The organism is Polyangiaceae bacterium (assembly GCA_015075635.1).
Classification (GTDB): domain Bacteria; phylum Myxococcota_A; class Polyangia; order Polyangiales; family Polyangiaceae; genus JADJKB01.
This window is the reverse complement of sequence record JABTUA010000001.1, coordinates 1240187-1251812: the sequence shown is the minus strand read 5'-3', so window position 1 is coordinate 1251812 and position 11626 is coordinate 1240187. Positions and strand designations below refer to the sequence as shown.

Genomic DNA, 11626 nt, shown 5'->3' with positions numbered 1-11626 from the left:
CGACGCCACGATTTCCATTCTTTCGTGTCCCGAGACGTTCAGCCGAGGCCAGCACCTTCCGGCTGGCGCACGCGATGTTGGTAGGAGATGAGGATCTTGCGCCGTTAGCCACGCCGACGTCGCCGACGGATGCTTCTCCGAGGTTCCTTCTTCCTGGGCGAGCTTGGCGTTCTCTCTGGCGTCCTGGCGGTTCGCTCCCGATCGGCGGCGGCACTGGCAGAGATGTGGCCAATCATGTGCCCCGTGCTCACGGGCCGTCGAGCCACGACACGAACTGAAATTCTCTGCGTGGCGTCCGTGGCGCTCGTGGCGTCCGTGGCGTCCGTGGCGAAGAAATCTTGGGCACGCCGACGTCGCCAGCGAAGCGAGCTCCGGCCTGCGCACAGACCCTTCGAGCCACGTCACAAACTGAATTCTCTGCGTGGCGTCCGTGGCGCCGTGGCGTCCGTGGCGCAAAGTCTGGGGGTCGGAAGCTCTCAGGTTCGCAGCCGGAACGGCCCGGCCTGGTGCACCTTGCCGGGCAAGCGCCGGCCGGTGACGGCCTCCGCGACGCGCCCGGCCTCGATCAGCGCGTCGAGGTCGATGCCGGTGGCGATGCCCATGCCGTGGAGCATGAAGACCAGATCCTCGGTGGCGAGGTTGCCTGCGGCGCCGGGTGCGTAGGGGCAGCCCCCCAGGCCCGCGACCGAGGCGTCGAAGTCGCGAACGCCGAGCTCGAGCCCGACCAGCGCGTTGGCCAGCGCCGTGCCCCGCGTGTCGTGGAGGTGGAGCGCGACCTTGTCCGCGGGGAGCTCCGCCAGGAACATCTCGACGAGCTTCCGCGTCTGGAGCGGGGTGCCAACGCCGATCGTGTCACCCAGCGACACCTGGTAGCAGCCGAGCTCGAGCAGGCGCTTCGTGATGGCGAGCGAGCGCTTCGGGTCCACCTCGCCTTCGTAGGGGCAGCCCCAGACCGTGGAGACGTACGCGCGAACGCGCATGCCGGCCTCCAGCGCCGGCGGCACCACCTCAGAGAACGTGTCGAGGGACTGGTCCAGCGTCTTGTTGGTGTTCTTCTTGTTGTGGGTCTCGCTGGCCGACATGAACACGGCGATCTCGTGCAGGCCCACAGCCTTCGCGCGCTCGAAGCCCTTGGCGTTCGGACACAAGGCGCTCAGGGTGACTCCTTCCTTCGCGCTTACGCTCCGAACCAGCTCGTCCGCGTCGGCTAGCTGCGGCACCCAGCGCGGCGACACGAAGCTCGTCAGCTCCAGGCGCGTGAGCCCCGAGCCGAGCAGCGCCTCGACCAGCCGCTGCTTGGCGGCGAGCGGGATGGGTGTGGCCTCGTTCTGCAGCCCGTCTCGCGGCGAGACCTCGTAGATGGAGACTATGTCCGGGAGGCTCTGGAACATCGACTCTCTGCTCACCTCTCCAGCAGCCGGACCTGGCGCTGGCGCGGGTGGGGGGTGAACTCGATGGGGTACTCGCCGCTCCAGCAAGCATGGCAGAAGGACCCCTGGTCGGGCCGGGTCGCCACGACAGGCAGGCTGCGCGAGGAGCCGTTGCCCGTCTGCCGCGGTCGCGCGGAGGTGACCGCCTCGAGCATGGCGGGGAGCGACAGGTACGCGAGGCTGTCGCTCGTGATGTACTGGTTGATCTCCTCGACGCTGTGGCTCGAAGCGATGAGCTCGCCGCGCGTCGGCGTGTCGATGCCGTAGTAGCAGGGCCAGGCGGTGGGCGGGCTGGAGATGCGCATGTGCACCTCGCGGGCGCCGGCGTCACGCAGCATCTTGACGATCTTGCGGCTGGTGGTCCCGCGCACGATGCTGTCGTCCACGACCACCACCCGCTTGCCGCGCAAGGTGTCGCTGATCGGGTTCAGCTTCAGGCGCACGCCGAAGTGGCGGATGCTCTGCTGGGGCTCGATGAAGGTCCGGCCCACGTAGTGGCTGCGCACCAGGCCCATCTCGAAGGCGAGGTGGCTCTCCTCCGCGTAGCCGATGGTGGCCGGGACGCCGGAGTCCGGCACCGGGATCACCACGTCGGCGACCACGGCGTGCTCGCGGGCCAAGGCCCGCCCCAGGTTCTTCCGAGCTTCGTACACGCTGATCCCGTCGATGCTGGAGTCGGGCCGCGCGAAGTAGACGTACTCGAAGATGCACGATTGGCGCCGGACGCTCTCGAACGGTCGCGAGCTCGTGAGGCCGCGTTGGTCGACCACCAGCATCTCGCCCGGCTCGATGTCCCGCACGAACTCCGCGTCGATCAGATCGAAGCTGGTGGGTTCGCTGGCCACGACGTAGGCGTCGGGTTTGCCGGGGAGCACGCCGAGGCAGAGCGGCCGAATCCCCATCGGGTCTCGAACCGCGATCATGGTCTGCTCCGTCAGGAACAAGAGCGAGTAGGCGCCTTCGACCTGTCGCAGAGCGTCGGCGATGCGCTCTTCGAGCTGTCGCGCCTTGCTCATCGCCATCAGGTGGACGATGACCTCGGTGTCGCTGACGCTCTGGAAGATGGACCCGCGCTCCTCGAGCTTCTCTCGGAGCGCTTCCGCGTTGGTCAGGTTGCCGTTGTGAGCGACGGCCAGAGAGCCGCGCGAGTAGTCGATGGCCAGCGGCTGCGCGTTCTTCAAGAACGAGCCTCCCGCCGTCGAGTAGCGGACGTGCCCGATGGCGCTGGTCCCCTTCAGGCGCGCGATCTGCTCTGGCGGGAAGACGTCGATGACGTGTCCCATCCCGCGGTGCAAGAAGAGCTGCTGGCCGTCGCTGGCTACGAGGCCCGCGGACTCCTGGCCGCGGTGCTGCAGGGCGTGCAACCCGAGGTAGGTCAGATTGGCCGCCTCGGGGTGGCCGTAGATGCCGAATACTCCGCACATATCGCTCTTGGGGCGCGAGCCCGCCTGGATACTGCACACTCGGCCGGGGTTCTGCCAGCACCGCCTTGCCGAGGTCTCGGCCCGGGCGTCCCGGCCCGCACCCGCCCCGGAGCGTCCCATTTCGGGGCGGACCGCGAAACTCTTAGAGCTTTTGACACCATGTGACTATCCTTGCCTCCCCGATGAGCGCCTTCGAGCAGCTCCTTGAGGCTTGGCGGTCGAACCCCGACGCCGACTCGACCGTCGCGCTCTGCGCTCGCCTCGGCGCGTCGCCTCGGGAGGATCTGGTCCGCGAGGTCGGGGCTCGAGCCGAGCAGTGGCACGCCGGCGACGGCGACGTGATGCTGGCCGTCGGCCGCATGTACCTGGACGCCGGGATGCTCGCGGAGTCCCAGGGCGCCTTGGTCAACGCTGGGAAGGCGAACCCCCGAGACGGGCGCGCGTTCCGCTACCTCGGGGAGGTCCTCCTGCGCCGCGGCGACGCCGGGCGCGCGGAGAAGGTGCTCCAGCGAGCCATGCAGCTCGGCGCGACGGATCCGGAGGCGAAGCTCTGGCACGACCGCGCCGTGGTCTACGTCGCGCTGCAAAAGCGGGTCGGCCCGCAAGCGGTCGCGCAGGAGGTAGCCAGAACGCTCCCCGCGCGAGCACCCGCGCCAGCGGCCCCGCAGGTCGCCATGCCCGCGCCTTCGGCGTCGCCTTGGGCGGAGGAAGCGCCGACCATGCGCAAGTCCGTCGGGCAAGCGCCGCCACCCGCAGCTCGACCGGCGATGCCCAACGCCCGTCCGCGCTCGGTGCCGCCGCCGCTGCCGCCGGCGCCACTGCCCGTCGCGATGATCCCTGCGGCAGCGCGGGCCCCAAGCCTGAGCGACGACGACGACACCACGGTGCACCACAGCCCGGGGACAGACGCTCGCGACATGTTCCCAAGCGGGAGTGGGACCACTACTCGGCGCCAGACGCACGAGCCCGCCATGGCCGCGCCCGCGCAGGCGTACCAGGTGCAGAGCCCGCCGGCACCGCCGCCGCGACACCCGCCGCCGGCGCCGGCGCCGCCCCCCTACGCTCCACCTCCGCCCGCTTACGCGCCTCAGCCGCCCGCGTACGCCCAAGCCGCGCCGGAGCCGTACCCAGCGCCTGCCTGGTCGCCGGAGCCGGCGCGCCCGCAGGTGCCCACCTCACCCATCTCGGGACAGGGTTACGCACCCATCCCGCGCGGGCCCTTGGAGGAGGACGACTCGCCGCCGGTCCGGCGGGAGGACGTCGCGAACCCCACGCCCGAGGCAGTGCTCGAGAGCCTGGCCCGCGTGGGCATCTACGAGCCCGGCGGCGGCGCGCCGCCGGCCTGGGAAGCGGCAACGCCCCAGCGCACCCGCGGGTCTTGGGTCTTGATCGTCGCCACGCTGCTCATCCTCTTGGTGGGCGGTGGCGGTTTCGCCTACGCGCGCAAGGTCCAGAAGGACCGCGCCGCGCTGGCGCAGCGCCTGAGCGACGAGGTCGAGGTGATGCTCCACAGCGGCGAGATGGCGCAGCTGCGCGCCAGCGACGACCGCATGAGCCGCATCTTCGAGCTGGACTCGCGCAGCACGCGCGCGGCCAGGCTCTGGTTGCAGAACCGCGTGCTCAGCGCGCTCATCCTGCCCTCCGAGGCCCGCGGTATCGACTCCGCCATGCACCGCGCGCGTTCGCTCGAGGTGCCGGAGGCGCAGGTCGTGTTCGGCAAGCTCGCGTCGTACCTGGTGGAAGGCGACCTGGCGGGCGCCGCCGCCTCGCTGCCGAAATACGACAAGGACGCCGGCAAGGACGCCTACTACCAGCTCACGGCAGGCGCCGTGCTGGAGCGCGCCGGCGACCAGCGCTGCATCGAGCGCTACGAAGCCGCGCGCGCCCTCGACCCCAAGCTGGTCGTTGCGGACATCCTGCTCGCCCGCGCCGTCTTGCTCGAGCTCGGCCCGGCGAAGGGCAAGCCCGTGATCGAGGAGCTCAAGAAGAAGACCGGCGAGACCGCGACCACCCGCGCGCTGGAGGCGCTGGCGTGGGCGGTGGATCCCGAGCGGCCGAAAGAGCTGCCGAAGAGCGCGACCCTGTCGGAAGAAGACCGGAAGATCCTGGTCATGCCGCTGCTGCCGGTGCCGGCGGTCGTCGAGGCCATCCAGTCCATCGCCGGAGGTCTCGAGCAGAAGGCGGTGAGCGCCATCGACAGCGCCGTCAGTCTGTCCGACACGCCCGCCATGGCCACCGAGCTCGGCTTCCTCGCCATCAAGGCCGGGGACGAGAAGCTCGCGCGCAAGGCAGCGCTGCGGGCCTTGCAGTTCTCCGCGCTCTACCCGCAGGCGCGAGTGCTCGCCTCGCGCGTGGCGCTGCTCGGTGGGCGCCTGGACGAGGCCAAGAAGGCCATCGAAGAGCTCGACGCCAAGACCCCCGAGGTCGCGGTGGTGCGCGCCGTCTTGGCGTACGAGACGCTCGACGGCTCCGAGCTCGGCAGCGCCATCGAGGCCATGGGCGAGCTGCCGCAGAAACACCCGGACTACATCTCCTTCGCCACGATGCCCTCGGTGGTCACGGGGCTCGAGCTGCCGACCCCGGACAAGCTCGAGCCCATGGCCCAGCCGTCCATCCCCTGGGGAGAGCTGGTGGCCGTCGATGCGGCCTTGACGCTCGGAGATCTCGCGCTCGCCGAAAAGCTCACGACCGCTTGGGGCGAAGGCGCAAGTCGCCCGGTGTACGCCCTGCGCTTGTCGCGGCTACGGCGCTACCAGGACAAGCTCGACGACGCCGACAAGCTCTCGGGTATCGCCCTGGAGCAGGGCAGCACGACGGTCTCGGTGCTGACCGAGCGGGTGTGGGTGCTCATGGCGAAGAACCAGCCCGGTCCGGCGCGGGACCTGATCTCCAAGTACCCGAGCCTGCTCGGGCCGCTCGCCGGCTGGCTCCGGATGTACGTGGACGCGAAGGGCGGCCGCGCTCCGGAGGCCCGTGCCAAGGCCGCGCAGCTCGACCCGCCACCGGACGAAGCGCCGCTGCTCCTGCGCGTGGTCGCGGCCCGCGCGCTCGCGGTCACCAAGGACCGGCGCGCCAAGGGCTACGTCGCCCTCTTGCAGAAGAAGCTGAAGAAGCACCCCGAGGTGCTGAAGGCCGCCGACGAGCTGAAGTAGCGGCATCGGCTGGCGCGTCCGAGGAGTTGCGCCACGGACGCCACGGCGCCAAGAACGCCACGGAGAGAATTTCCCTTTGTGTCGTTCCCGGCGACCGTGCGCTGGCCGGAGCGGTCTCACTTCGCCGGCGGCGTCGGGGTGTCCCCAGAATTTTCGCCACGACGCCACGGACGCCACGGACGCCACGAAGAGATTTCAGTTCGTCGCGTGGCTCGACGACCACGTGCGCGGGCCGGATGGGTCGCGCTTCGCCGGCGGCGTCGGGGTGTCCCCAGAATTTTCGCCACGACGCCACGGACGCCACGGACGCCACGGACGCCACGAAGAGATTTCAGTTCGTCGCGTGGCTCGACGACCACGTCGCTGGCCGGATGGGTCGCGCTTCGCCGGCGGCGTCGGGGTGTCCCCAGAATTTTCGCCACGACGCCACGGACGCCACGGGCGCCACGAGGAGGATTCCAGCTCTTGTCGTGGCTCGCTGGGCCCGCGCGCAGGCCTGAGCGGGCTAGTCGTGGTCGAACGTTTCGGGACAGCGCACAAACCAAGAGACCGTGGCGTCGTGGCGCTCGTGGCGTCGTGGCGCAGACTCTCTTCCGCCTCCAGCGCCACCTGCGCAGGCCTGAGCGCGCTGGTCCTGGCCGGACGTCTCGGGACAGCACATCAATATGAATTCGTGGCGCCCGTGGCGCTCGTGGCGCCGTGGCGCGAATTCTCTTCCCGAGTCAGTTCCCGGCCACGCAGGTCAATCTCGTGAAGTACACCTGCCAGCTGCCGGTGCGGCGGTCGTCGAACAAGACGCCGACGTCGCCCTCCGGCCCGAACACGGCCACCGGCGCGATGGTGTCGCTCGAGTCGTTGGTGATGCGCTTGCGCGGAGAGATCACCTCGAGCTCGTTAGACATCATCTGGCTGTAGAGCTCGTAGTTCCCGTCGTGGTCGTCGGCCCAGAGCATGAGCACGCGGTCCCCGAGCGGCAGAAGCCACTGCGTGCGCGCGAAGTTGGCGCCCGAGGTGAGCTTCTTCTCCTTGATCAGGACTGTGCCGTCTTCCTTGACCACGGCGCCCCAGATCGCGTTGCCGGGGATGCTCGGCCGCTTGCTGTACGCGATGACGTAGCGGTCCTTGTTCCAGACGATGGTCGGATCCACCGCGCTGTCCTCGCTCAGCGTGATCACCGCGCTTGGCGACGTCAGATCCGGCGCCAGCGTGCGCATCCCGATCTTCTTGCTGATCGGGCTGACCATGTTGAAGGCGATGGCGATGGTCTTCTCGCCCTCCGCGATGCGGGGCGTCTCGGCGTGGATGTTCGGGCCCGTGAGCTCGACGTTCCCGCCGATCAGCTGCCCCTCGACGCCGATGCGCTGGCCGTACACGCGGTAGTCGCTGGGGCCGTTGCGGCGGTCGTCCCATACCAGCACGAACTCCGCGCCGTTCCAGATCATGTTGGCGTGCAGCGAGAAGCCGTCGGCGTTGGTCACGCGCAGATCCGGTCCGAGCTTCTTGCCGTTGGCGTCGATGCGGTTGAAGTAGATCTCGTAGTCGTTGTCGCGGCGGTCTTCCCACGCCGTGCCGAAGATCTTCCCCGTCCAGACGATGGGACCGGTGAAGGTGTCGCTCGGGACGTTGGTGATGGGCGAGTCGCCGAACTTGGTGCTGCCGTCCGGGTTGAGCCCCTTCACGTAGGTGCGCCAGGCGTCCTTCTGCCCCGCGTAGGCCGCGGCGTAGAACTGATCGTTCCAGGCGATGCCGCCGTGGCCGGCCTGGATCTGGTCGAGGCTCGAGACGCGCACGTCGCCCTGACCCGCCGGGACGTAGCTCATGCCTTCGTCGATCACGCCGTTGCAGTTGTTGTCCACGCCGTCGCAGACCTCGGTGCCTCCCGGGAAGGCCTTCGCGCTGGTGTCGTCGCAGTCGTCGCCGCAGGAGCCGGGCGCTCCGGGAGCGAACCCGGGGCGCGGCCCCTTGAACCCGTCGCCGTCCTGATCGAGCGCGAGCTCGCGGAAGTCGCACAGCCCTGTCTCGGGCAGGCAGCTGTCCTCGGTGCACGGATCCTCGTCGTTGCACTCGAGCGGCACGGGCACCGTACACTTGCCCTCCTGGCACTGGCTGCGCAGGCACAAGTCGTCGCTCACGCAGTCGTCGTCCGAGGTGCAATCCGGCGTGATGACGTCCGCCGGCGCGTCCAAGCCCGAGTCGGGGCCGGCGTCGGTGTCACCGATGCGCAGTCCGCTCTTGCTGCCACAGCTCACGGTCAAGACCGGGGCGCAGACGATCGCCGCCCCGAGCGCGACGAGCGCGCGACGAATCAGTAGCATCCGCCAATTCCTTCGACGTCGATGGGCACGCAGAACAGACCGGGGGGACACTTTGCCGCTCCGAAGAGATCGCAGAGCTGCACGCACTCGGTGCCCTGACCGGTGACGACGCAGACGAACCCGCCGGCGCAGTTCTGCGCCCCGCACGGATCGCCCTGCTTGCCCGTGCCGACCGGCGCGCAGATGGCGCCGAAGAGCTCGTGGTCGCAGGGCTTGGTCGGGTACTGCACGAAGGGGTAGCAGGCCTCGCCACCCGGGCAGGTGTTGGGACCGAAGGGGTCGCAGTCTTTGATGGGCGGCGGAGGAGCCGCGTCGGGACAACCCGGATCGACGTAGGTGCCGCCCGTGCCGCCCTTGCCCCCGACGCCGCCGGTGCCGCCGACTCCGCCGGTGCCGCCGGTGATCATCGTGCCGCCGAAGCCGCCGATGGAACCGCCGCTGGCCCCGGTGCCGGCGGCGCCAATCCCGCCGCTCCCGGCGCCGCCCGTTCCGTCGCCATCCCCCGACACCGTGCCTCCACAACCCGCCGCGATCAGCACCCCTGCGAGAATGCAGCTCGAGCCCCGCAAGCCAACCATACCCGCGAGGCTAGCAGGGTTCGTGCCACCGCTCACTCGGCTAGAACGCCGAATTGTCCGCCGGAATGGGCGAAAGCACCGGACTGCCGTGCAGATCCTGACGCCGGGATCCGCTCGGTCGTGCGGCCGGCGCTTGCCGGGAGTCCGAGCGCGGGTTACCGGTCCGGCCGTCGCCGTGACGGCGACGCCACAGGTGTGCCGACGATGAAGTCCAGGTTGGCCCTCGCAAGCGCGGCGCTCGTCGCGCTGGGCTGCGGTCGGAGCGAGGAGCCCGCGGGCTCGCGCCCGGCCAAGGCGGCCACCGTAGTCGTGGCGTCGCCCGGGCCCCGCGCGACGCCCGCGCCATCGGCGCCCCCACCCCCGCCCCCATCCGCGGTCGCCGACAAGCCCCGCTGCGTGGTGCCCTCGCCCGCGACACCGCAGCCCAGGGCCGAGAAGGCGAAGCACTGTCCCGCCGATCCGAGCGGGAACCTGCCGCTCGGCCGCGGGCACGTCACGTTCACCGACGCGCCGGGCAGCCCCCGTGTCGAGGTCGAGCTCGCGGATCGCCCCGAGACTCGCGAGCGCGGGCTGATGTACCGCACGGGCATGCCCGACGACGCCGGCATGCTGTTCTCGTGGCCCAACGAGCAGGTTCGGAGCTTCTGGATGCACAACACCTGCATCCCCCTCGACATGCTGTTCATCGACGCCCGCGGGTTCATCGTCGGCATCCTCGAGCAGGTGCCGACGATGAACGACGAGTCACGCTCCATCCCCTGCCCCGCTGCGCACGTGCTCGAGCTGAACGCCGGCTGGACCCGCGCGCACGGGATCACCGCGGGCCAACGCCTGCGCATCGAACCTTGAATCTCGAAAGAATGCGAAACATGACCCGTTCGAAATCGATCCTCGTCCTGCCGCTCTTCCTCGCCGCCTGCGAGGAGCCGCCGCCGGAGCCCGAGCCCGTCGCCCGCCCCGCGTCCCCGGCCGTCACGCCGGCCCCCGCCGATCTGGCCGGCAAGGCCGAACGCACGGCGGCGCCCACTCCGCCTCCGCCCCCGCCGTCGGAGCCCAAGAAGCTTCCGGCCAAACCCGTCGCCGAGGTGAAGCCGAGCGAGGACGATCCGCTGAAGGGCAAGTTCACCCTCGCCGATGCGACCAAAGGACTGACCGGAAAGGGCGCGCTCATCGCCGAGATCAAGACCGACAAGGGCACGCTGTCGTGCACGCTGTACGAGGACAAGGCGCCCATCACCGTCGCCAACTTCGTCGGCCTGGCGCGCGGGCTCCGGCCCTGGAAGACGCCCGCCGGCAAGTGGGAGAAGAAGCCTGGCTACGACGGCACGACGTTTCACCGCGTGGTGAAGGGATTCATGATCCAGGGCGGCGACCCCGCCGGCAGCGGCGCGGGCGAGCCCGGCTACGTGATCCCGGACGAGGTCTGGGAGGACGCCCGGCACGACCAGCGCGGCCTGCTCTGCATGGCCAACCGCGGTCCCAACACCAACGGCATGCAGTTCTTCGTGATGGACGGCGTCGCATCGCACCTGGACGGCGGCTACACCATCTTCGGGAAATGCGAGCCCGAGAGCGTGATCGAGGCACTGGCCAGCGTCCCGGTCCGGGGGGAGCGCGCGGTCACGCCGCCGAAGATCGAGAAGGTCACCATCAAGCGCCAGGCGAAGCCCGCCGGCGCCGCAGCCCCAGCGGCCGCCGGGCAGAAGCCCGCAGCCCCAGCCCCGCCGGCCCCGCCAGCCCCGAGCGCCAAGTGACGGCCCTCGGCAAAGTGGTGTAAGCAGTGACGCGCGGAGGACGTTGAGGTGCAGCCATGAAAGACCTTCGGATGGCGCTCGGGCCCCTCGCCAGCTGGTGGCGCTGGACCTTGCTGTGCGTGATCACCCTGTTTGCGCTCGGCTGCGGCGGCGGATCGCTGGCGAAGGCGCCCGAGGCGGCGATGGCCCCCGCGCCGCCCATGGAGGAGCCGGAGGCCACCGCCACCGGCGCGAGCTTCAGCGCCGACGACGCGGTCCTCTACCGCGAGAGCGAAGCCAAGCCGATGCCCGCCCGCGGCGGGATGGCCCAGGCCACGCCGCCGGGTCCGCCGGCGATGAAGAAGGAGGCACCGCCAGGTGTCCCCGACGCCGCCACCGCGGGCAAGGAGCAAGCCGCGGTCGCCACCGGAAGCGACGGCAAGAGCGTCGCGGGTCCGCTGCTCATCTACAAGGCCCAGCTCTACATGGCCGTGTTCGAGACCAAGAAGGCCATCGACGCGGTGGAGAAGCTCGCCAAGGACAACGGCGGCTACCTGGTGTCGCGCGAGGACACCCGCATCACGGTGCGCGTCCCCGCGGGCAAGTTCGACGGCGCCCTCGACGAGGTCGCGAAGATGGGCGACCTGTTGCACCGCAACGTCAACGTGCAGGACGTCACCGCGGAGTACACCGACCTGGCGATCCGGATGCGCAACCTGGAAGTGATGCGCGAGCGCCTGGAAGAGCTCTTGAAGAAGGCCGCCAAGGTCGAAGAAGCCCTCGCCGTCGAGCGCGAGCTCGAGCGCGTCGCGGGCGAGCTCGAGCGCATCAAGGGCCGGCTCAAGCTGCTGCGGGAGCTGGTCACGTTCTCGACCATCACCGTGGAGTTCCAGCCGCGCCCCGTCGATCACGTCGACTCGAAGGTGCGCCTGCCCTTCCCCTGGCTCGATCGCCTCGGCCTCGGCGATCTGTTGCGTCTGTGACGAGAGGACTG

General features: G+C 70.0%; 8 protein-coding genes. 4 read left to right on the top strand and 4 right to left on the bottom strand.

The window, feature by feature from the left end; translation table 11 throughout:
* Positions 1–476 precede the first annotated feature (476 nt).
* On the bottom strand, positions 477–1391 hold the full coding sequence (locus HS104_05755; protein MBE7479475.1) for a hydroxymethylglutaryl-CoA lyase: 915 nt from the start codon (positions 1389–1391) through the stop codon (positions 477–479).
* Positions 1392–1402: 11 nt separating this feature from the next.
* A complete protein-coding gene (locus tag HS104_05750) occupies positions 1403–2854 on the bottom strand; it encodes an amidophosphoribosyltransferase (GenBank protein MBE7479474.1) in 1452 nt (483 codons plus the stop codon).
* Positions 2855–3036: 182 nt separating this feature from the next.
* Between HS104_05750 and HS104_05745 the strand changes: the two genes are divergently transcribed.
* Positions 3037–6006, top strand: coding sequence for a hypothetical protein (locus HS104_05745; GenBank protein ID MBE7479473.1), 2970 nt, complete (start codon positions 3037–3039; stop codon positions 6004–6006).
* A gap of 722 nt (positions 6007–6728) precedes the next feature.
* On the opposite strand, the gene HS104_05740 is transcribed toward HS104_05745, so the two are convergent.
* Positions 6729–8321 (bottom strand): hypothetical protein, encoded by a 1593-nt coding sequence (locus tag HS104_05740; GenBank protein MBE7479472.1) that lies wholly within the window; start codon positions 8319–8321, stop codon positions 6729–6731.
* Positions 8312–8899 carry a hypothetical protein gene (locus tag HS104_05735; GenBank protein MBE7479471.1) on the bottom strand — a complete coding sequence of 196 codons (588 nt, stop codon included), beginning with the start codon at positions 8897–8899 and terminating at the stop codon, positions 8312–8314. The genes HS104_05740 and HS104_05735 overlap by 10 nt, the downstream gene beginning before the upstream one ends.
* Positions 8900–9103: 204 nt before the next feature.
* On the opposite strand from HS104_05735, the gene HS104_05730 reads away from it, so the two are divergent.
* The 3 genes from HS104_05730 to HS104_05720 are packed head-to-tail and all read left to right on the top strand — an operon-like array spanning position 9104 to position 11615.
* Positions 9104–9748: a DUF192 domain-containing protein gene (locus tag HS104_05730; GenBank protein MBE7479470.1), complete on the top strand. Its 645-nt coding sequence runs from the start codon at positions 9104–9106 to the stop codon at positions 9746–9748.
* A 20-nt stretch (positions 9749–9768) separates the two neighbouring features.
* A complete protein-coding gene (locus HS104_05725; protein ID MBE7479469.1) occupies positions 9769–10653 on the top strand; it encodes a peptidylprolyl isomerase in 885 nt (294 codons plus the stop codon).
* A gap of 56 nt (positions 10654–10709) precedes the next feature.
* Positions 10710–11615 carry a DUF4349 domain-containing protein gene (locus HS104_05720; GenBank protein ID MBE7479468.1) on the top strand — a complete coding sequence of 302 codons (906 nt, stop codon included), beginning with the start codon at positions 10710–10712 and terminating at the stop codon, positions 11613–11615.
* The last annotated feature ends 11 nt before the right edge of the window (positions 11616–11626 follow it).

Bases quoted from the DNA above. Each gene is read 5' to 3' on its own strand.
- HS104_05730 (MBE7479470.1), top strand. From the start codon at position 9,104: ATGAAGTCCAGGTTGGCCCTCGCAAGCGCGGCGCTCGTCGCGCTGGGC.
- HS104_05720 (MBE7479468.1), top strand. From the start codon at position 10,710: ATGAAAGACCTTCGGATGGCGCTCGGGCCCCTCGCCAGCTGGTGGCGC.
- HS104_05735 (MBE7479471.1), bottom strand. From the start codon at position 8,899: ATGGTTGGCTTGCGGGGCTCGAGCTGCATTCTCGCAGGGGTGCTGATC.
- HS104_05745 (MBE7479473.1), top strand. From the start codon at position 3,037: ATGAGCGCCTTCGAGCAGCTCCTTGAGGCTTGGCGGTCGAACCCCGAC.
- HS104_05755 (MBE7479475.1), bottom strand. From the start codon at position 1,391: ATGTTCCAGAGCCTCCCGGACATAGTCTCCATCTACGAGGTCTCGCCG.
- HS104_05725 (MBE7479469.1), top strand. From the start codon at position 9,769: ATGACCCGTTCGAAATCGATCCTCGTCCTGCCGCTCTTCCTCGCCGCC.
- HS104_05740 (MBE7479472.1), bottom strand. From the start codon at position 8,321: ATGCTACTGATTCGTCGCGCGCTCGTCGCGCTCGGGGCGGCGATCGTC.
- HS104_05750 (MBE7479474.1), bottom strand. From the start codon at position 2,854: ATGTGCGGAGTATTCGGCATCTACGGCCACCCCGAGGCGGCCAATCTG.